Source organism: Streptomyces ureilyticus, from assembly GCF_011045025.1.
Lineage (GTDB): Bacteria > Actinomycetota > Actinomycetes > Streptomycetales > Streptomycetaceae > Streptomyces > Streptomyces ureilyticus.
This window is the reverse complement of the sequence record NZ_JAAKZX010000097.1, coordinates 13362-33875: the sequence shown is the minus strand read 5'-3', so window position 1 is coordinate 33875 and position 20514 is coordinate 13362. Positions and strand designations below refer to the sequence as shown.

Below are 20514 nucleotides of genomic sequence, written 5' to 3'. Positions count from 1 at the left end.
CAGCAGTACGAGTCGCCCCGCGTCATCCCACCGGCCTCCGCTCATCCCCACGCGCCGCCCGCTGCCCGGGCACCGCACCAGGAACCGAACCACCCGGCGCCGACCCCACGACCCCCGTACGCCGCAGCTTCTGCCACCGCAGCCGGCCGCCGGTCAGGGCCGTAATCCAGGACTGCAGGAGCACCACGTACATGAGCTGGCGGTACAGGAGCTGCTGCAACGGCAGCGAGATCAGGTGCGTCATGCGTTCGCGGTCCAGGCGGAAGGCGTACGCCGCGCAGATCGCCTGGATGGCCAGGACGCCCAGCCAGGCGCCGATCGTCTTGCCCGTGGGGCCGAAGATGAGCCCGTACAAGAGGAACACGTCGATCAGGGGGGCCAGCAGCGGCGCCACCACCATGAACAGGGAGACCAGCGGCATGCCCACGCGGCCGAAGCGGCCCGACGGGCCCTTCTCGATGATCGAGCGGCGGTGCTTCCAGATCGCCTGCATCGTGCCGTACGACCAGCGGTAGCGCTGGGACCACAGCTGCTGGACGGATTCCGGTGCTTCGGTCCAGGCGCGGGCGTTCTCCGCGTAGACGACGCGCCAGCCGTCGCGGTGCATCGCCATCGTGATGTCGGTGTCCTCGGCGAGCGTGTCGTCGCTCATGCCGCCGACGCGTTCCAGGGCGGAGCGCCGGAAGGCTCCGACCGCACCCGGGATCGTCGGCATGCAGCGCAGGATGTCGTACATACGGCGGTCGAGGTTGAAGCCCATCACGTACTCGATGTGCTGCCAGGCGCCGATGAGGGAGTCCTTGTTGCCGACCTTCGCGTTGCCGGCGACCGCGCCCACGCTCGGGTCGGCGAAGGGCTGGACGAGCTCGCCCACCGTCGCCGGTTCGAAGACCGTGTCGCCGTCCATCATCACGATGAGGTTGTAACGGGCGTTCTTGATACCGCGGTTGAGCGCGGCGGGCTTGCCCGCGTTGAGCTGGCGCACGACGCGTACGTTCGGCAGCCGCAGGCCCTCCACGATGCGGGCCGTGCCGTCGCTCGAACCGTCGTCGATGACGATGACCTCGATGGGATGCTCGCTGGCCATCAGCGAACGCACCGTGTTCTCGATGCACTTGGCTTCGTTGTACGCGGGAACCAGCACCGATACGGGTTCGGTGACCGGCCCGCGGGGGCCCCAGCGGAAGTCCTTGCGGCGTACCCGGCGGGCATGGACCACGGAGAGCAGGAGCATCAGGCCGAAGCGGGCGAAGACCAGGACACCGATGATCGCGAGGCCGACGACGAGGACGCTGGTGATCCGCTCGGAGGCCTGGACCGCGTACACCCAGGCCTTTCCCTTCCACAGCTCGAGGCCGGTGACCTTGGTGTGGGCGCTCTGTGCGCCGAGAGCCTTGGTGAGGTTCTCGAACCGGTAGCCCCTGTCCTTCATCTGAGGCAGGAACTTGTCGAGCGCGGTGACGGTCTGCGAGCGGTCGCCACCGGAGTCGTGCATCAGGACGATCGCACCCTTGTCGCCCTTGGGCGTGGCGTTGCGGATGATCTCGTCGACGCCGGGCCTGCGCCAGTCCTCGCTGTCGGTGTTGTTGACGATGGTGATGTAGCCCTGGCTGCCGATGTACTCGGTGACCGGCCAGGACTTGTTGTCCATGGCGTCGGCGAAGGAGGAGTACGGCGGCCTGAAGAGCGAGGAACGGATGCCCGCCGCGCCCGCGAGCGCCAGCTGGTTCTGGGAGAGCTCCCAGTTGATGCGGCGCTGGGACTGGAGGGAGAGGTCGGGGTGGTTGAAGGTGTGCAGGCCGATCTCGTGGCCTTCGTCGACCATCCGCTGGACGAGGTCCGGATAGCGCGAGGCCATGGTGCCGGTGATGAAGAACACCGCGTGCGCGTCGTGCTTCTTCAGCACGTCGAGGATCTTGGGCGTCCACTCGGGGTGCGGGCCGTCGTCGAAGGTGAGGACCATACGACGGTCCAGTACGTGCCTGCTGTCGGTGCCGTCACGACGGGTGTCGATGACCGGGCCGCCCTTCAGGACCTCCTGGGGGACCCGGTCGTTGGACGCGGGGCTGTTGATGCGGTAGTCCGCGAGGATCTCGCTGTGGACGAAGCCGCGCAGCATCAGCATCGCCATCAGAGCGACGAGGACGAGCGAGGGCAGCAGATAGCGCAGGGGCAGGCGACGACGACGTACTGCACCGGAGGCTGGTGCCTTACCGCCACGACGGGAGCGGGATGCCATCAGAGGGTGATCTCCGAAGAAGACGGGGCGGGGGGCTGCTCGATGACGTCGATGACGCCGACCGGGTCTACGGGCGTAGCGTCACCGACCGCCGGCGGGGCGGCGACCGGGTCGGCGCCGTCTGCCGGGGGATCGGCCGGGGTCTCGTCCGACGGGGTCGGGTCCGGGTCCGGCGGCGGCGGATCGGCCGGCGGATCAGCCGGGGGGTCGGCCGGGGGGTCGTCCGACGTGGTCGGGTCCGGGTCCGGCTTCGTGCTCGGGTCCGTCGGCTCGTCCGACTCCGTGGGCTTGACCGACTCCGTGGGCTTGGGCGACTTGCTCGGCGAGGGGGCGACGTCCGGCAGGGACGACGTACCGTCGGTGGGCTGCGGGCTCAGCCCGGACGGGGGGTTCGCCGGTGCGGACGGGCCCTCGGACGCGGGCGGCAACGACGGGGAGTCGACCTTCCCGGCCGGCTTATTGTCCTCCTTGCCCGGCACCGGGAGCCAGGGCGCGCTGGAGTTGCCCGACAGCAGCGTGACGATGATGACGACGGCGTAGACGGCGCAGGCCATGCCGAGGGCCATGCCGATACGGCGGTACCTGCGGCTGCGCCGGCCCGTCTCGTCGACGAAGACAGGACCGTCCGAACCCTCCTGGACGCCCTGACCGCCCCGAGGCGTCTTGGCCTGCTGAACCAGCCAGTCCTCCAGGTGCGCGTCGGCGACGTCGAGCTGGACCGTGACCTCGTCCGGGTCATGGTGATGCTCGGTCGCGGTCTCCGGCAGGGCGAAGAACTGCTGGGTCTCGCCTGCGCGCGGGACGGGGCCCGCCGGCTGCGCGCTGCCTCTGTCCTGCGAGCCGTGTCTGTCCTGCGAGCTGACTATGTCCTGCTCATTGTCGTCGCCGTCTCGGCCATCTCGCTGTTTGGGCATGGATATATCGCCAGAACCATCATGAAACGAATCCCCCGCATCTAGACGGGTCGACGGACAGCCCTCACCCTTGTCCGGCTGGTCGGCATGCCTGCCAGCCGGTAGGGCGTCTTCCCGCCACTTCTCCACGCGCACGTAAATCCCCCCACGGGACCGATCGGGCGCGTACGAGTCCGGGCACTACGTACTTGTTTGTCCGGATCGAGCCCCCGCTCGATCCGGGCGCCCCCCTATTACCACACTGCACCCGGCCCTCGAATGTAGCGCACGTGGGAGTTGTGTGAGTGCCACGTGTCATGCGGATTGCGTCATGACGAGCTCATCGGTGGCCGGAATCCATGCACCGGCCGGACGCCGAAGCCAGCCCTCCACCTCGGCCAGCTCCGCGGCGGCGGCCCGGAGGGCCTCCAACCCCCCGTGTTTCAGCCCCCTTCTCCACACCAGTGACACGGGCGACAGGGGCACGGGATCGACGAGAGCCTTTCGTATCGATTTGGGCATGGCCGGAAAATCCACCACCGCGAGGACGAGGTTCCGCGTCTTGGCCATGATCCGCTGGAACTCCTGGGTCCCCACGGCGAGCGGCGCGGGCGGCGCGATCTCGATACCGCGCCCCTCGAAGAGCTGCCGCGCCAGGTCGGTCCACTCGGGCGTACGGGGGTTGCCGGCACCGGCGTAGACGTACTCCCCCGCGAGCGCGTCCAGCGGCACAACGTCCAGGTCAGCCAGCGGATGATCCTCGGGCAGCAGGACCGCCATCGGCTCGTACCGTACGGGCTGCTGCTCCAGGCGCGCACGGATCGCCGGGTCCAGGCCCGCGAACCGGCCGAAGGACGCGTCGAGCCGGCCGGCGAGCAGTTCGGCCGCGGCGCCGGTGAGGCCGCTCTCGAAGCGGGCCATCAGCTCACAGTCGGGCGCGAGTTCACGGGCCCGGGGCAGGATGCGCTCGCCGACCAGGCCCGGGCTGTTCACATCCACGAGCAGGGGGCGCAGCCCGTCGTCCGCGGCCCGACCGAACTCGGCCAGCAGCGCGTCCTGCGCCTCCAGCACGCGGCGCGCGTACGGGAGCAGCCGCTGGCCGTCAGCCGTGAGGGCGACCCGCCGGGTATTGCGTACGAAAAGGTCCGCCTTCAACTCCCTTTCCAGGCGCCGGATATCACGGCTCAGGGCTTGCTGGGCGACGTACAGCCGGCCGGCTGCGCGGGTGAAGTGAAGCTCCTCGGCGACGGCGAGGAAGGCGCGGAGGAGGCGGGGGTCGACCGCACCGGGACCAGAAGAGGACGACGGCATCCGGCGAACTTACAACCCAGGTGCGTGAATCGGAACGGAGTAGGTGTTGGACCGCTGGTCAGGGCACCGGCGACGGTTGACCCATGCCGCAACAGCCCCCTGACCGCCATGCGCCAACCCGACGTGAACCAGACCCGCGTACGACAGACCGCCGTCCGCCAGACCGACGCGCACCAGACCCGCGTACGACGGACCGCCGTGCGCCAGACCGCCCTACGACCGTCCTCCTCACCGTCACCGCCGACAGCCTGGTGGCCGCCGACTTCGGCCCCCGGCGAAAGGCGCCCGGCCCTCCGAGGCGGAAGTCCGGCTCCGGCAACTCCTACCGCCGCCTTTTCACGATCCCGGGCACCCTCGCCTTCACCACCGGGAACCTGATCGCCCGTCTCCCCATGGGCATGTTCAGCATCAGCGCCGTCATCATGATCGCGGGAACGCGGGATTCATACGCTCTCGCCGGCGCCGTCACGGCGACCGGCCTTGCCGCGACGGCGGTCGTCGCGCCCTGGACGGCACGGCTGGTGGACCGTTACGGGCAGGCGCGGATCGCCGTGCCCGCGACGGCGATCGCGGCGCTGGGGTCGCTCGCACTGCTGCTCTGTGTGCGGTACGGGGCGCCCGACTGGACGCTCTTCGCCGCGTACGCCGCGACGGCCACGACGCCCAACACCGGGGGCATGTCCCGCGCTCGCTGGGCCCGCCTCCTGAAGGACGATCCGGCCGGCCTGCACACGGCGAACTCCTTCGAACAGGCCGTGGACGAGCTGTGTTTCATGCTCGGCCCGATGCTGGCGGTGTTCCTGTGCGGAACGTTCTTCCCGGAGGCGGGCACGTTGGCCGGGGTGGTGCTGATGCTGACGGGCGTACTGGTCTTCGCGGCCCAGCGGGCCACGGAGCCGCCGGTGCGGGGGCGTCCTCGCACGGCCGCGGCATCCCTTCTACGCGCACCCGGCATGCCCCCTCTCCTCATCGGTTTCCTCGCCACCGGCGCCGTCTTCGGATCGATGGAGGTGGTCACGATCGGGTTCGCGGACGCACAGGGCCACAGGTCGGCGGCGGGCGTGATCATCGCGCTCCAGGCGGCCGGTTCGGGCGCGGCCGGCCTGCTGTACGGGGCGCTGAAGCCACCGGGGCCGACCGAGCGGCGCTACCCGTGGAGCCTCGCCGCGATGGCCCTCCTCATGTCGGGCCCGCTGCTGGCCGCCACGCTCACGGGCTCGCTGCTGGTCCTCGCCGGCGCGCTACTGGTGGCCGGGATGGCAACGGCCCCGACGATGGTCACGGCCATGACGCTGATCCAACACCGCACGCCCGAGGGCCGGTTGAACGAAGGGATGACGCTGGCGGTGACGGGTCTGCTGGGCGGGATCGCGGTTGGTTCGGCGGCCGGTGGGTGGGTGGTGGAGCGGGTGTCGGCCGCCGCCGGGTACGGCGTCCCGGTCACCGCGGCGGCGGTCGCTCTGCTGATCTCTCTCGCCACAGCGCGACCAGCAGCGCGGTGAACCGCGTGGCCGCCCAGGACAGCTTGCGGCCCGCCATCGTCTGGATCTGCGCCTCCCGCCGGCGGGGCACGGTTCCGCGGAATCCGCTAAGGCCTCGAGCGGGGTGTGATCCGGCAGCGGACGGGGGCCTTGGCTATCAGGGTGACTCCCGCGCCGAGCGGGACCTCTCCGGTGTCCGTGGCCTCGAACTCGTAGGCCTGGAGGAGTACCGCGAGCCCCAGCACAGACTCCAGCATCGACAGGTGCTGTCCGATGCAGGCGCGTGGTCCGCCCCCGAACGGGAACCAGGCGTAGCGCGGGCGGCCCGCCTCAGCCTCCGGGGTGAAGCGCTCCGGGTCGAAGCGCTCCGGATCGGGCCAGTACTCGGGGTGGCGCTGGGTGACCCATGGGCTGACCAGGACGTCGGCGCCGGCCGGTATGCGTACGCCGTCGATCACCGCGTCCACGACCGCGCGGCGGCCGATGACGGGCGCGGACGGATACAGCCGCATCGCTTCCTTCAGCACCATCGTCAGATACGGCAGCTCCGCCATGTCCGCCGCCGTGGGCGCCCGCCCGCCGGGGCCGCCGAGCACGCGGTCCACCTCGTCCCGTACGCGCTTCTGCTGCTCGGGGTGGCGGGCGAGGAGGTGCAGGGCGAAGGCGAGCGCGGTGGCCGTGGTCTCGTGGCCGGCCAGCAGGAAGATCAGTACCTGTTCGCGGAGTTCGGCGGCGTCGAGGCTGCCGTCCTCGGCGTTCTCGGCACGGACGAGGAGGGTGACCAGGTCTTCGCTGCCGTCGTCCCCGGTGTCGTCCTGCGAGGCATCGCCCCGTCCGCCGCGGCGGCTCTCGATGATGGTGTCGCAGAGCGCGAACAGTTCGGCCTGGTGGCGCCCGGCGCGGCGGTTGGCGGGCGTGGGCCACGTACGAGGCGACTTGACGGGTGCCATACCCCGCTTCAGTGAGTACTCCTGCAGCAGGGGCATCGTGCGCTCGATCACCTCGAGGGCCTTCTCCCCGTCCGTCCCGAACAGGATCCGTCCGACCATGCGGAGTGCGAACCGGCGCATTTCACCGGCCAGTTCAAGCGTTTCACCGGGCGCCTCGCGCCAGGCCTCGGCCACGGCCGCCGCCTCGTCGGCGACCTGGTGCGCGTAGCCGTCCACCCGGCGGCGGGTGAACAGCGGCTGGATGAGGCGGCGCTGGCGGAGGTAGGCGTCGTCCTGGCTGGTGAGCAGCCCGTTGCCGATGGACTCGCGCAGCTCCTCGTAGAAGACGTTGTCCTTGCGGAAGTCGGCGGCCCGCGTCGCCAGAACCTGCTGCGCGCCCTCGGCCGAGAACACCGCGTAGAGGTCCCGACGCAGCCCCGGCGGCCCGGCGCGGAAGCGCACCACGTCGCCGTACCGGCTCCGCGCCCGCAGATACGCCGCCAGCGGATCGTTCAGCAGCTCGCTCATCGAACCGAACAGTGGCGTTCCCGCCACGATCGGCGCCTGCACGCTCGCGGTCACCGTCGCCATGATCCGCCGCCTCCCGTCGCCGTACACGCGTCCCAACCACAATAGTCTTGCGGACAAGGCCAGTTGAGGAAGCCCGCATGCGGCCGGTCAAGCGCGCCCCGACGTTGTCAGACCCCCGTCCTAGGGTGGCCACCATGGACATCACGGATGCGGGGCAGGTACGGCTGGAAACCTGGACGGAAGACGACTTCTGGCTGCTCAAGCGGACCAACCGCCCTGAGATGACCGAGCACTTGGGCGGCCCCGAGAGCGAGGAGAAGCTTGCCTCGCGGCACCAGCGCTACCTCGGCATAGAGCGAGGGCAGATGTACCGGGTCACGCTGGTGGACACCGGCGAGACGGTGGGCTCGATCGGCTTCTGGGAGCGGGTGTGGCGTGACCAGGCGGTGTGGGAGACGGGGTGGGGCGTGTTGCCCGAGTTCCAGGGACGGGGGCTCGCTGTGAAGGCTGCACGTGCGGTCGTCGAAGCGGCGCGGGCTCTCCGGGAGCATCAGTACCTGCATGCGTTTCCGGGCGTGGACCATCCCGCGTCGAACGCGGTGTGCCGCCGGGCCGGTTTCGAGCTGCTGGGTGAGGTCGAGTTCGAGTACCCGAAGGGCCACTGGATCATGTCGAACGACTGGCGGGTGGACCTGGGCAGACGCTGACAGGCGCGCTGGGAACCGCCCGGGGAGCTGCGCGAGTGACGCGGCAGTTCCCCGGGCGGCGAAACCGGAAGTCAAATCCGGAAGTCAAATCCGGGAGTTGAAACCGGGAGTCGAACCCGGGAGTCGAACCCGGGAGTCGAAGACCGTCAGTCAGTCCTGCACGACGATGTTGTTACCCGCGCCCCCTGAGAGCGTGTCCGTGTCGGCGCCCCCGTACAGCTCGTCGTCGCCGGAGTTGCCCCACATGAAGTCAGGGCCGCCCTCCCCGTACATGACGTCGTTGCCCCGGCCGCCCTCCATTTGGTCGCCGTCGTCCCCGCCGTACAGCTTGTCGTGGCCGTCGTCGCCCTGCAGGGTCTGGTCGCCCGCGATGCCACGGAGCAGGTCGTTGCCCGCGCCACCGGCGGCGATCGCGCGGTCGCCGTTGGCGTAGATCGTGTCGTTGCCCTCGTCTCCGAAGGCAACCCCGTTCTCGAGCACCGTGATGGTGTCGTCGCCCGCCCCCCCCCGAGACGAAGTTGGCGTCGACGCTGCCGAAGTCGGTCAGCTCGTCGTTGCCGGCGCCCAGCTCGATGTCGTTGGTGTAGAAGGCCTGGTCGCTGTTGTTGTGGTAGGCGACGACATCGTCGCTGTCGCCGAGGTCCATCAGCAGGGCGTTGTACGGGCTCTGGCTGTCCAGCATGACGACCGTGCAGGAGACCTTGGTGTTGTCCGCGCTGTCCGGGTAGGCGCAGCCGGTGCCCGCCTCGATCGGGACGCTGTCATCGATGACGAACGTGAGTTGCTCTGCCCCGGTGCGCGACTCGGTAACGGTCACCTGGTTGGTCTGGCCGGCGGCGGCCGTATAAGAGACCTCGCGGTCGAAGTTGACTACGGCGGTTGCCGCCGGCGTCGCGGCACCGGCCGTGGTGGCCAGGGCGGTCGGCAGAGCCAGCCCCGCGCCAAGAGCCAGCGTCAGCGTCGTGGCGGTACGTAACACGCGGCGGCTGACGAGGTGGGAACGCAACATTTCATGGCCTCCGTGAGGCAAATCATGGTCATTTTTGGTCAGTTGGGGGTTTCAAAAAGCCCCAACAACCACCTACGACTCACAAAGCCCACCAACTAGTTGCGCACGGCACAGAAGTTTGAAAGCCGTTGAGGCGCCGTTCACCGGAGGCCGGCGGACCAGGCACGACCGAAACCGTCACCTCCACTTCGCCCCAATCCAAGCCCACCTCATTGACGCGCCACCCGTCCCCCGCATACCTTCCCCGTCGAAGCGCTTCGACACTATCTGTCGAATCGATTCGATGAACGCTGCGTGATGTCCCGATACCCATCCGACTCCCTTGGAGGCACTGGATGTTGACGACACGAAGGCGTGTGGTGGCAGTGGCCGCTGCGGCTCTGAGCGGAGCCCTGCTGCTGGCCTCCTGCGGCGACTCGGACAGCGGGTCTTCCGATGGGAAGACGCTGCGGCTATGGCACTACGAAGCGCCCAACAGCGCGATGGGCGTGGCCTGGAACGAAGCCATCAAGGAGTTCGAGAAGACGCATCCGGGCGTGAAGGTGAAGTTCGAGGAGAAGGGCTTCGAACAGATCCAGAAGACGGCCCCGATGGTCCTCAACTCCAGCGACGCGCCCGACCTCATGGAGTACAACAAGGGCAACGCCACGGCCGGACTCCTCTCCAAGCAGGGGCTCCTCACCGACCTCACCGGCGAAGCCACCAAGCGCGGCTGGGACAAGAAGCTCAGCTCCGGCGTGCGCACCACCAGCCAGTACAGCGCCGAGGGCGTGATGGGATCCGGCAACTGGTTCGGGATCCCCAACTACGCCGAGTACACGATGGTCTTCTACAACAAGGACCTCTTCAAGAAGCACGGCATCGCGGAGCCCACCACCCTCGCCGAACTCACCGCCGCCATGGACAAGTTCGTCGACGAGGGTGTCACCCCGCTCGCCAACTCCGGCGCCGAGTACGTGGCCCACCAGTACCTCTACCAGCTCGCGCTCACCAAGGCCGACCGCGCCTGGGTCGACAAGTACGAGCTCTACAAGGGCAAGACGGACTTCCACGACGAGGCCTGGACGTACGGCGCGGAGACCTTCGCGGACTGGGTGAAGAAGGGCTACATCAGCAAGAAGTCCAGCGGCACGAAGGCGGAGGACGCGGGCACGGCGTTCATCTCCGGCGAGCACCCCATCCTGTTCTCCGGCAGCTGGTGGTACGGCCGTTTCGCCGAGGAGAACAAGTTCGACTGGGGCACGTTCCTCTGGCCCGAGTCGGACCTGACCCTCGGCTCCGGCGGCAACCTCTGGGTCGTGCCCAAGGGCGCCAAGAACAAGGAGCTGGCGTACGACTTCATCGACATCACCATGTCGGAGAAGATCCAGAACCTGCTGGGCAACAAGGGCGGCGTGCCCGTGGCCGCCGACGCGTCGGCCATCACGGACCCGAACGCCAAGAAGCTGATCGGCGACTTCAACACCCTGTCGGAGAAGGACGGTCTGGCCTTCTATCCCGACTGGCCCGTCCCCGGCTTCTACGACGTCCTCGTCTCCGAGACGCAGAAACTGATCACGGGCAGCGGGTCGCCGGACGACTACCTCACGGCACTGCAGGAGGCGTACGACAAGGACGTACCGAAGCAATGACGGTGACCGTCGAACGGGGCGGGCGGGTCGTCGAAAAGGACTCCGGCCCCAAGCCCCCGCGCCGCCCCCGTGACTCGTACGCCCTGTTCCTGCTCCCCGGAGCGCTCGCCTTCCTCGCGGTCGTCGTCGTGCCGTTCCTGATGAACACGGGGGTGAGCTTCACCGACTGGCAGGGCGTGGGCTCCCCGGAGTGGTCCGGGCTCGCCAACTACCGCGAGCTGATGGACGACAGCGAGTTCTGGGCCTCCTTCCGGCACAGCCTCTTCATGGTCGTCGCCATGGCGGCCGTACCGACGGTCATCGGGCTCGTCCTCGCCGCCGCCCTGTTCGACTACGTCGGCAAGCACTTCGGGACGAGGACGGCGGCCGTACTGCGCGCCTGCTTCTACCTCCCGCAGGTGCTGCCGATCGCGGTCGCGGGCATCGTGTGGAGCTGGATCCTGGCGCCGGACAACGGTTCACTGAACGAGCTCCTGAAGGCCGTCGGTCTCGAAAGCTTCCAGCAGGACTGGCTCGGCGACCCCGACTTCGCGCTCTACAGCGTCATGGGCGTCATGGTCTGGGTGCAGATCGGCTTCCCGCTGGTCGTCTTCATGTCCGGACTCCAGCGCGTGGACCCGCAGTTGTACGAGGCCGCCGAGCTGGACGGCGCCGGATGGTGGCGGCGGTTCTGGCACATCACGCTGCCGCAGATCCGCCCGGAGATCTACGTGGTCCTCCTCTGGTGCACGATCGCCGCGCTCAAGGTGTTCGGCGCGGTGTACGTGCTCACCAAGGGCGGTCCGGGCGGGGAGACCAACGTGCCGTCGTATTTCTCCTTCACCACCTTCTTCGAGAAGACGCAGGTCGGCTACGGCGCCGCGATCTCCACCGTACTGACCGTGATCATCCTGGCGCTGGCCCTGGTCGGTCTGAAGCTCCAGACCCGCGCGGAGGACGCCGAGGAAGGGCTTCGAGTATGACCGCCGTACGCCGCTATCCCATCCTCGTCGCCCTGTTCATCGGCGCCCTGTTCATGGTCCTGCCCTTTCTGATCGTCGCGGTCAACGCGGTGAAGTCGCCCGCCGAGTACTCGGCGAACGGCCCGCTCAGCCTGCCCGAGGGGCTCTACCTCGACGGCCTGAAGGACTTCTGGGAACGCGTCGACTTCGGGCAGAAGCTGATCAACTCGGTCCTCATCAGCGGGTCCGTCGCGCTCGGCGCCGTCGTCCTGTCCGTCCTCAACGCGTACGCGATCGGCATCGGCCGGATCCAGGGCCGCACCTGGGTGCTCGCGTTCTTCGTGCTCGCGAACATGCTGCCGCAGGAAGCGCTGGTCTACCCGATCTACTACCTGAGCAAGGAAGCCGGCATCTACGACACCCGGTTGAGCGTGATCATCGTGTTCACGGTGATCCAGGCGGCCTTCGGTACGTATCTGCTGTCGTCGATTCTCGGGCAGTTCCCGCGCGAGATCATCGAGGCCGCCCGGATCGACGGGGCGAACAAGTGGCAGGTGCTGTGGCGGATCGTCGTCCCCGTCAGCCGCCCGACCATCGGGGTACTGCTCGTCCTCTTCTTCATCTGGACCTGGAACGAGTTCCTGCTGCCGCTGGTCATGCTGATCTCGAACGACAACCAGACGGTGTCGGTGGCGCTCGGCGTCCTCCAGGGCCAGCGCCTGATGGACGCCACGATGACGAACGCGGCGGCTCTCCTCGGCGTACTGCCCGCCATCGTCTTCTTCCTCGTCTTCCAGCGGACACTCACCCGCGGCATCGCCGTGGGTGCCGTCAAATGACCGTCAAGTAATGACCGTCAAGTAAGGGGTGTGCCGGTGAAGTTCAGCGACGGCTACTGGCTGCTGCGCGAGGGCGTGACCGCGGCCCATCCGGTCGAGGTGCTCGATGTCACCGCCGAGCAGGGCACGTTGGAGATCCACGCGCCGACCCAGCCCATCCGCCACCGCGGCGACCTGCTGAAGGGACCGGTCGTGACGATCAGCGCGCATGCGCCGATGCCCGACGTCATCGGCGTGACGTTCACGCACTTCGACGGAGAGGAGCCGCGCGGGCCCGAGTTCGAGGTGAGTAAAGAGGAGGTCGCGGCGACGGCCTCGTACGACGACGAGTACGCGACCCTCACCTCCGGCGGCCTCTCCGTCAAGGTCTCCCGCGACGGCCCCTGGCACATCGACTTCCTCGCCGACGGGCGGACCCTCACCAGCAGTGGCCGCAAGGGCATGGGCATCATGCGGGACGCCGAAGGCGGCCACTATCTGCGGGAACAGCTGAACCTCGGCGTGGGCACGAACGTCTTCGGTCTCGGCGAGCGCTTCGGGCCGCTGGTCAAGAACGGCCAGGTCGTCGACATGTGGAACGCCGACGGCGGCACGGCCACGGAGCAGGCGTACAAGAACGTGCCGTTCTATGTGACGGACGCGGGTTACGGCGTCTTCGTCGACCATCCGGGGCGGGTGTCGTTCGAGGTGGGCTCGGAGACGGTGTCTCGGGTTCAATTCAGCGCCGAGACACAGCAGTTGACGTACTACGTCATCTACGGGCCGACACCCAAAGACATCCTGCGCAAGTACACGGCACTCACCGGCCGCCCGGCCCTGCCGCCCGCCTGGTCGTTCGGCCTGTGGCTGTCGACATCCTTCACCACTTCGTACGACGAGGCCACCGTCACGTCCTTCATCGAGGGCATGCAGGAGCGCGAACTCCCCCTCTCCGTCTTCCACTTCGACTGCTTCTGGATGCGCGAGTTCAACTGGTGCGACTTCCAGTGGGATCCGCGGGTCTTCCCCGACCCGGAAGGCATGCTCAAGCGGCTCAAGGAACGCGGACTGCACATCTCCGTATGGATCAACCCGTACATCGCGCAGCGCTCGCCGCTCTTCGCGGAGGGCAAGGCCCTCGGCCATCTGCTGAAGAAGCCGGACGGCAGCGTCTGGCAGTGGGACCTGTGGCAGCCGGGGATGGCGCTGGTCGACTTCACGAGCCCGGCCGCCCGCGACTGGTACGCCTCGAAGCTGGAGGCACTGCTCGCGCAGGGCGTCGACTGCTTCAAGACCGACTTCGGCGAGCGGGTCCCGGTGGACGTGGCGTACGCGGACGGCGGCGACCCGGAGCGGATGCACAACTACTACACGTACCTCTACAACCGCACCGTCTTCGACGTGCTGCGCAAGCACCGGGGAGAGTCCGAAGCCGTCGTCTTCGCGCGGTCGGCGACCGCCGGCAGCCAGAAGTTCCCGGTCCACTGGGGCGGCGACTGCGAGGCGACATACGAGTCGATGGCGGAGTCGCTGCGCGGCGGGCTGTCGCTCGGTCTGTCCGGCTTCGGCTACTGGAGCCATGACATCGGCGGCTTCGAGGGCACGCCGACACCCGCCCTCTTCAAACGGTGGATCGCCTTCGGCCTGCTGTCCTCGCACAGCCGGCTGCACGGCTCGTCGTCGTACCGCGTGCCGTGGCTGTTCGACGAGGAGGCCGTGGACGTCCTGCGGCTGTTCACCAGGCTCAAGCTCCGCCTCATGCCGTATCTGTACGAGGCCGCCCGCACCGCGCAGGCGGAGGGGGTGCCGATGATGCGGGCGATGGTCCTGGAGTTCCCGGACGATCCCGGGTGCGCGCATCTGGAGCGGCAGTACATGCTCGGGCCCGATCTGCTGGTCGCGCCGGTGTTCTCCGACGAGGGAGAGGTGTCGTACTACGTCCCTGAGGGCACCTGGACCCACTTCCTCAGCGGGCAGACGGTGACCGGGCCGCGCTGGGTGCGCGAGAAACACGGATTCGCGAGCGTGCCGCTCCTGGTCCGGCCTGGTGCGGTGATTCCTGTCGGCGCCGTCGAGGACCGGCCCGACTATCCGTACGCGGACGGCGTCACCCTGCACGCGTACGGCCTGGAACGCGGCGCGCAGGTCACGGTGCCGGTGGACGGCGTGACGTTCACGGTCGTACGCGAGGGGGACACGCTGCGGGCCTCGTCGAGCGATCCCTCGGCGCCCTGGGGACTGGCAGGCGGCGGACGGACGGTGCGGGCGAAGGCCGGGACCGGATTTCTGTCGCTGGAACTGAACTCCCCGGAACAGGAAGGGCCATGGTGAAGATCACCGACGTGGCGCGGCACGCGGGGGTCTCCCCCAGCACCGTCTCGTACGCGCTGAGCGGCAAGCGCCCGATCTCGGAGGAGACCCGGCAGCGGATCGAGGACAGCATCCGCGAGCTGGGCTACCGGCCGCACGCGGGCGCGCGGGCGCTGGCCAGCAGCCGGTCCAATGTGCTCGCGCTGGTGGTGCCGTTACGGGCAGGCATCCATGTGCCGGTGGTGATGCAGTTCGCGGTGTCCGTGGTGACGACCGCACGCCGGCACGACCACGACGTGCTGCTGCTCACCCAGGAGGAGGGTGAGGACGGGCTGCGCCGAGTCGCCGACACAGCACTCGTGGACGCGCTCATCGTGATGGACGTCCAACTCCACGACCGACGGCTGCCGTTGCTGCGCGCCCTGGACCGGCCCTCGGTGCTGATCGGGTTCCCGGCCGAGCCCGACGGGCTCACCTGCATCGACCTGGACTTCCAGGCGGCGGGCGAGGTGTGCGTCGAGCATCTGGCGGGCCTCGGCCACCGGGTGATCGCGCTGGTGGGCTCGCCGCCCGAGGTGTACGTGCGGGAGACGGGCTTCGCCCAGCGCGTCGTACGGGGCTTCACCGCGGCGGCGGACCGGCACGGGCTGTCCTCCTCGGTGCACCCGTGCGAGGCGGAGCCCGCGGCGGCCCGCCAGGTCGCCGAGCAACTCCTGCGCGAGCGCCCGGCGTTGACAGGCGTCGTCGTCCACAACGAGCCCATCGTCGAACCCCTCATCGACGCCTTCGAGCAACTCGGCCTGCGCGTGCCCGGCGATCTGTCCGTCACCGCGATCTGCCCGGACGAGCTCGCCGGTCGTGTCCCGGTCCCCGTCACCTCGGTGGCCATACCGTCCGACGAGGTGGGCGCCGGAGCCGTCGAACTGCTGATGAAGAAGCTGGGCGGCGCGGCCGCACCGGAGGCCACGCTGCTGCCGCCTCGGCTGACGGTGCGGGAGAGCACGGGGCGGCGGCCCTGAAAAGCCCCACACACAAAGCCCCCCGCACGAAGAGCCCCCATGGAAGAGCACCTGTCCAAGCCCCAAGTGTTAGGCCCTAGTTGTGAGGAGCCGTGTCATGCAAGGCAAGAGAAGACACAGAACCGTCGGCTCACGCGCAGTGCCCGTTCTGGCCCTGACGCTGATCGCCGGACTCGGCGTCACGGCCACCGGAACAGCCGGCGCGGACGCGCCCTCGTACGCCTTCCGCAATCCGAAGCTCTCCGTCGACCGGCGCGTGGACGACCTCCTCACCCGGCTCACGCTCGACGAGAAGATCTCCCTGTTCCACCAGTACCAGCCCGCGATCCCGCGCCTCGGCATCAAGTCGTTCAAGACCGGTACCGAGGCCCTGCACGGGGTCGCCTGGCTCGGTGAGGCCACCGTCTTCCCGCAGGCCGTGGGGCTCGCGTCGACCTGGGACCCGGCGCTGATGAAGCGGGTCGGCTCGGCGGTCGGTGACGAGGCGCGCGGCTTCCAGCAGGAGCGGCCGCCCGGCTGGGGCCTCAACCTCTGGGCGCCCGTGGTGAACCCGCTGCGCGACCCACGCTGGGGCCGCAACGAGGAGGGCTACTCCGAGGACCCCCGTCTGACGAGCGCGATGGCGATTGCGTATGGCACGGGCCTGACCGGCGGCGACCCCGACCACCTTAAAACGGCGCCGACGCTGAAGCACTACCTCGCCAACAACAACGAGGCGGACCGCACGACCACGTCGTCCGACCTGCGCCCGCGCGTGTTGAAGGAGTACGAGGAGCAGGCGTTCAAGCCGGCGATCGAGGCGGATGCGGCCACGGGCGTCATGTCCGCGTACAACCTGGTCAACGGCCGCCCGGCGACGGTCAATCCGGCCCTCGACGACGACGTACGGACCTGGTCCTCGTACGACCTGCTGAACGTCACCGACGCCTACGCGCCCAACAACCTGATCGGCACCGGCAGTCAGAAGTACTACGACACCCTGGCCGAGGGGAACGCGGCCGCGCTGAAGGCGGGCATCGACAGCTTCACGACGGACGACGCGAACTCCGTACCGACGACGAGTTCGGTGAAGTCCGCCTTGTCCACGGGCCTGTTGAAGGAGTCCGACGTCGACACGGCGGCCGGGCACATCCTGAGCATCCGCGTCCGGCTCGGCGAATTCGACCCGGGCGGCGGCAAGTACGGCTCCATCGACAAATCGGTCGTGAACAGCCCGGCGCATCAGAGGCTCGCGCGGAAGGCGGCGGCTGATGCCGCCGTACTGCTGAAGAACTCGGGCGGCGCCCTGCCCCTGAAGACCTCCGCGAAGAACGTGGCCGTCGTCGGCCCGCTCGCCGACACCCTCTACACCGACTGGTACTCCGGCACGCTCCCGTACGCGGTCACGCCGAAGGAGGGCATCGCCGCGAAGGTCGGTGCCCCGGTGACCAGCAGCGAGGGCGTGGACCGGATCGCGCTGAAGAACGTCTCGACCGGCGCTTACGTGACAGCCGGGTCGGACGCCGACGGCGAGCCCCTGAGGGAGAGCGGCGCCTCGTCCGGTACGGCGGTCCAGTTCGACGTATTCGACTGGGGCGCCGGCATCGTGACCCTGAGGTCGGCGGCGAACGGCAAGTACGTCGGCGCCAAGGGGTCGAACTTCGTCAACGACCAGGTGCAGCCCGGCGGTTGGTTCGTGCAGCAGCAGTTCGCGCTGGAGGAGCAGCCTGACGGCACGTACCTGCTCCGCTACGCGGGCTACGAGACCAGGGAACCCTGGTGGTCGAACCCGGTCTACCTCGGCCCGACCGGCGACGACGGCACTCTCGGTCTGGTGACCAAGGAGGAGGCCGCCCGCTACACGAAGGACGTCGTCCGCAGCGGCACCGACGAGGCCGCGGCCGCGGTGAAGGGCAAGGACGCGGCCGTGGTGGTGGTCGGTTCGATGCCCGCGATCAACGGCCGCGAGAACGACGACCGCGAGGACATGAGCCTGGCCCCGTCCCAGGAAGCCCTGGTCAAGGCGGTACGCAAGGCCAACCCGAAGACGATCGTGGTCGTCGAGAACAGCTACCCGACCACCCTCGGCGACCTCCAGAAGGAGGTCCCGGCCCTGCTGTGGACCACCCACGCGGGCCAGGAGACCGGCAACGCCCTCGCCGACGTCCTCTTCGGCGACGTGAACCCGGCGGGACGCCTCACCCAGACCTGGTACCGGTCGGAGTCCGACCTCCCGTCGATCCTCGAATACGACAACATCAAGCACGACCGCACGTACCAGTACTTCAAGGGCGATCCGCTGTACGAGTTCGGCCACGGCCTCTCGTACACCTCTTTCCGCTACGGGCAGCCGAAGCGGGTCTCCGACGGCTACGAGGTCGCCGTCACGAACACCGGGCGGCGGGCCGGCGACGAGGTCGTGCAGCTCTACACCCATCAGCGGGCCTCACGCGACAAGCAACCGCTAAAGCAGCTGGAGGCGTTCCAGCGGGTGTCTCTGAAGCCGCGCCAGACGAAGGCGGTCAAGCTGAAGCTCTCGGTGGACGATCTCGCGCACTGGGATGTCACGCGGTCCAAGTGGGTGGTGGAGAGCGGGACTTACGACGTTCTCGTGGGCGCTTCCTCGGAGGACATCCGGTCGCGTACGGCGCTGAAGGTACGGGGCGAGACGATTCCGGCGCGGGATCTGTCCCGGGTCACGCGGGCCGAGAACTTCGACGACTACGAGAGTGTGCGGCTGGTCGACGAGTCGAAGGCGCGGGGAACGGCGGTGGGGGCTTCGGGGGACGAAGCCTGGGTGAAGTTTGCCGACTCCCAACTCGGCTTCGGCGCTTCGAAGTTCAGCGCCCGGGTGGCCGGGGCAGCCGGGAAGGTCGAGATCCGGCTCGGGTCGCCGACCGGCACGATCGTCGGTACGGCGACGGCATCCGGCACCGGGTCGCCTTACACGTACGAGACGGTGAACGCCTCGCTTTCCAGCGCCGCCAAGGGCCGTCAGGACCTGTACCTCGTCCTGGGCGACAGCATGCGGTTGTCGACGTTCTCGCTCCGCTGACCGACTGTCCGAGGACTGGGGCGGTGAGGGCGAAAACCCTCACCGCCCCGATTGGCGGATTCAGCCGAGCCCCCACGACCGCCCGAGCCGGTAGGCCGCGCACAGATTCACGTCGAGGACATGCGCCCCCGCCGTACCGCACTGCTCACCACCGCTCCCCGGATCGACGGGCTGCCCATGCCCCATCCCTGTGACGCTGTACGTCTCCACGACCACCGTCCCGCTCCCGTCCCGGAACGCCTGGTGCGGATAACCGGCGACGCTGTCACTCACGTCCGCGACCTGGTCGGCGCCGTGCACGTCGGTCCACTGCTTCATGAGGTCGGTCATGTTGACGGGCTTGACGGTGTAGTCGGCGGTCCCCTGGAACACAGTGAGCCTCGGCCAGGGCCCGCCGTACCCGGGCCGGGCGGCCCGCACCCGGTCGCCCCACTGCCCCGCACTTTGGGTGGCACCCACGTACATGCACACGTACGGCGACCCGGCGGCCTGCGCACACCCGTACGGCAGCCCCGCGACCACGCCACCCGCGATGAACTTCTCCGGATACGCGGCCATCATCACGGAGGTCATCCCGCCGCCGGCGGACAGCCCGGTGACGTACACCCGCGAGGCGTCCCCCGACACGTCGGCGAGTTGCCGGTCGACCATCTGCGCGACGCTGGCGGCCTCCCCCTGTCCCCGCGCGATGTCACCGCTCTGGAACCAGTTGAAACACGACGAGGCATTGTTGCCGGACTGCTGCTGCGGCAGCACGACGGAGAACCCCCAGCGGTCGGCGAGCTGGGTCCAGCCACTGCCGGTGCCGTACCCGGCGGCGTTCTGCGTGCACCCGTGCAACGCGACGACGACGGGCCGTCCGGCGGGCAGCCCGTCCGGCACGTACCGGAACATCTTCAGAGCCCCGGGATTGGCCCCGAAGCCGGTGACCTCCTGCACGGAGGCGGCAGCGGCCCGCCCCGGCGGCAGGACTAGGGACAGCAGGGCGGCCAGGAGGGCCACCAGTACAAGACGTGTGAATGTTGCGGCTCTGGTCTCGGTCATGAGGAGGGACCGTAGAAGCGTGAATCGACCCCGGATATGTTCCCGGACACCACAACGCGGTCTTGCGTCGTGTGCCCGATAGACATGACAAAGGCCCCGCTGCCTGAGCAGCGGGGCCTGTGCCTGCTGTGTTCAATTGAAAACATGGGAAAGTGGAGATGGCGGGAATCGAACCCGCGTCCACCGGTGCAGAATCAGGGCTTCTCCGAGCGCAGTTCGCTGCGATTTTCTCAGCCCCGGAGATCACGCGAACAAGTCTCCGACGGGCTCAGTCACTGTTTGATTTCCCATCGAACCCCGTGACCGGGCTCGATGGTTTAGTTCCCTAGATTATGCCAGGGTCCGGGTCGGGAACACCCCCGGGCTGACACCCATTAAGGGTCCTTCACTCACTGCTTATTAGGCAGCGAGGGCGAAGGACTGGGAATCGCTCTTGGAATTGGCGATTATTGGTTGCGACATATGGTTAACGAGATCATTGCCGCTTCCTCGGCTCGCTTCCCCTGGTTCGACAGCCGCTGTCGAAACCGATCATCCCCATGTTCATTTTTCAAAGCCGGATCTTTCGACCCACGCACCCTCGGTGAGGTGCTGACGCCATCGTACGTGACCAACGC

General features: G+C 68.5%; 14 protein-coding genes and 1 other RNA gene. 8 read left to right on the top strand and 7 right to left on the bottom strand.

The window, feature by feature from the left end:
• Positions 1-22 precede the first annotated feature (22 nt).
• From G6048_RS27060 to G6048_RS27050, 3 genes are all read right to left on the bottom strand, one after another.
• Positions 23-2239, bottom strand: coding sequence for a glycosyltransferase (locus G6048_RS27060; RefSeq protein ID WP_165342198.1), 2217 nt, complete (start codon positions 2237-2239; stop codon positions 23-25).
• Positions 2239-3153 carry a hypothetical protein gene (locus tag G6048_RS48790; protein ID WP_206342182.1) on the bottom strand — a complete coding sequence of 305 codons (915 nt, stop codon included), beginning with the start codon at positions 3151-3153 and terminating at the stop codon, positions 2239-2241. The genes G6048_RS27060 and G6048_RS48790 overlap by 1 nt, the downstream gene beginning before the upstream one ends.
• A 294-nt stretch (positions 3154-3447) precedes the next feature.
• Positions 3448-4443 carry a LysR family transcriptional regulator gene (locus tag G6048_RS27050; protein ID WP_165342197.1) on the bottom strand — a complete coding sequence of 332 codons (996 nt, stop codon included), beginning with the start codon at positions 4441-4443 and terminating at the stop codon, positions 3448-3450.
• 83 nt (positions 4444-4526) lie between these two features.
• Between G6048_RS27050 and G6048_RS27045 the strand changes: the two genes are divergently transcribed.
• Positions 4527-5945: an MFS transporter gene (locus G6048_RS27045; RefSeq protein ID WP_408056178.1), complete on the top strand. Its 1419-nt coding sequence runs from the start codon at positions 4527-4529 to the stop codon at positions 5943-5945.
• 86 nt (positions 5946-6031) lie between these two features.
• On the opposite strand, the gene G6048_RS27040 is transcribed toward G6048_RS27045, so the two are convergent.
• Entirely contained in the window at positions 6032-7444 is a 1413-nt protein-coding gene (locus G6048_RS27040) for a cytochrome P450 (protein WP_165342196.1), read from the bottom strand.
• A gap of 134 nt (positions 7445-7578) precedes the next feature.
• On the opposite strand from G6048_RS27040, the gene G6048_RS27035 reads away from it, so the two are divergent.
• Positions 7579-8091 carry a GNAT family N-acetyltransferase gene (locus tag G6048_RS27035; RefSeq protein WP_165342195.1) on the top strand — a complete coding sequence of 171 codons (513 nt, stop codon included), beginning with the start codon at positions 7579-7581 and terminating at the stop codon, positions 8089-8091.
• 150 nt (positions 8092-8241) lie between these two features.
• Here the strand turns inward: G6048_RS27035 and G6048_RS51505 are convergent, their stop codons facing one another.
• Entirely contained in the window at positions 8242-8571 is a 330-nt protein-coding gene (locus tag G6048_RS51505; protein WP_328827070.1) for a calcium-binding protein, read from the bottom strand.
• Between the two features lie 864 nt (positions 8572-9435).
• Between G6048_RS51505 and G6048_RS27025 the strand changes: the two genes are divergently transcribed.
• The 6 genes from G6048_RS27025 (at position 9436) to G6048_RS27000 (ending at position 18853) form a co-directional block, all read left to right on the top strand.
• Positions 9436-10731, top strand: coding sequence for an ABC transporter substrate-binding protein (locus G6048_RS27025; RefSeq protein WP_165342194.1), 1296 nt, complete (start codon positions 9436-9438; stop codon positions 10729-10731).
• On the top strand, positions 10728-11693 hold the full coding sequence (locus G6048_RS27020; RefSeq protein ID WP_165342193.1) for a carbohydrate ABC transporter permease: 966 nt from the start codon (positions 10728-10730) through the stop codon (positions 11691-11693). Before G6048_RS27025 ends, G6048_RS27020 begins: the two co-directional genes overlap by 4 nt.
• On the top strand, positions 11690-12511 hold the full coding sequence (locus G6048_RS27015) for a carbohydrate ABC transporter permease (RefSeq protein WP_165342192.1): 822 nt from the start codon (positions 11690-11692) through the stop codon (positions 12509-12511). The genes G6048_RS27020 and G6048_RS27015 overlap by 4 nt, the downstream gene beginning before the upstream one ends.
• Positions 12512-12547: 36 nt before the next feature.
• Positions 12548-14821, top strand: coding sequence for an alpha-xylosidase (gene yicI, locus G6048_RS27010; protein WP_165342191.1), 2274 nt, complete (start codon positions 12548-12550; stop codon positions 14819-14821).
• A complete protein-coding gene (locus G6048_RS27005; RefSeq protein WP_165342190.1) occupies positions 14815-15819 on the top strand; it encodes a LacI family DNA-binding transcriptional regulator in 1005 nt (334 codons plus the stop codon). Before yicI ends, G6048_RS27005 begins: the two co-directional genes overlap by 7 nt.
• A gap of 97 nt (positions 15820-15916) precedes the next feature.
• On the top strand, positions 15917-18853 hold the full coding sequence (locus G6048_RS27000; RefSeq protein WP_165342189.1) for a glycoside hydrolase family 3 C-terminal domain-containing protein: 2937 nt from the start codon (positions 15917-15919) through the stop codon (positions 18851-18853).
• A gap of 60 nt (positions 18854-18913) precedes the next feature.
• On the opposite strand, the gene G6048_RS26995 is transcribed toward G6048_RS27000, so the two are convergent.
• Both G6048_RS26995 and ssrA read right to left on the bottom strand, forming a co-directional pair.
• The gene (locus G6048_RS26995; protein ID WP_165342188.1) at positions 18914-19897 is read right to left on the bottom strand and encodes an extracellular catalytic domain type 1 short-chain-length polyhydroxyalkanoate depolymerase; all 984 of its coding nucleotides are present in this window, start codon (positions 19895-19897) and stop codon (positions 18914-18916) included.
• A gap of 150 nt (positions 19898-20047) precedes the next feature.
• Positions 20048-20436, bottom strand: a transfer-messenger RNA (tmRNA) gene (gene ssrA / locus G6048_RS26990).
• Positions 20437-20514 lie beyond the last annotated feature (78 nt).

Coding starts and splice junctions, on each gene's coding strand:
- G6048_RS27060 (WP_165342198.1), bottom strand. CDS start 2,239: ATGGCATCCCGCTCCCGTCGTGGCGGTAAGGCACCAGCCTCCGGTGCA.
- G6048_RS48790 (WP_206342182.1), bottom strand. CDS start 3,153: ATGCCCAAACAGCGAGATGGCCGAGACGGCGACGACAATGAGCAGGAC.
- G6048_RS27050 (WP_165342197.1), bottom strand. CDS start 4,443: ATGCCGTCGTCCTCTTCTGGTCCCGGTGCGGTCGACCCCCGCCTCCTC.
- G6048_RS27045 (WP_408056178.1), top strand. CDS start 4,527: ATGCCGCAACAGCCCCCTGACCGCCATGCGCCAACCCGACGTGAACCA.
- G6048_RS27040 (WP_165342196.1), bottom strand. CDS start 7,444: ATGGCGACGGTGACCGCGAGCGTGCAGGCGCCGATCGTGGCGGGAACG.
- G6048_RS27035 (WP_165342195.1), top strand. CDS start 7,579: ATGGACATCACGGATGCGGGGCAGGTACGGCTGGAAACCTGGACGGAA.
- G6048_RS27025 (WP_165342194.1), top strand. CDS start 9,436: ATGTTGACGACACGAAGGCGTGTGGTGGCAGTGGCCGCTGCGGCTCTG.
- G6048_RS27020 (WP_165342193.1), top strand. CDS start 10,728: ATGACGGTGACCGTCGAACGGGGCGGGCGGGTCGTCGAAAAGGACTCC.
- G6048_RS27015 (WP_165342192.1), top strand. CDS start 11,690: ATGACCGCCGTACGCCGCTATCCCATCCTCGTCGCCCTGTTCATCGGC.
- G6048_RS27005 (WP_165342190.1), top strand. CDS start 14,815: ATGGTGAAGATCACCGACGTGGCGCGGCACGCGGGGGTCTCCCCCAGC.
- G6048_RS27000 (WP_165342189.1), top strand. CDS start 15,917: ATGCAAGGCAAGAGAAGACACAGAACCGTCGGCTCACGCGCAGTGCCC.
- G6048_RS26995 (WP_165342188.1), bottom strand. CDS start 19,897: ATGACCGAGACCAGAGCCGCAACATTCACACGTCTTGTACTGGTGGCC.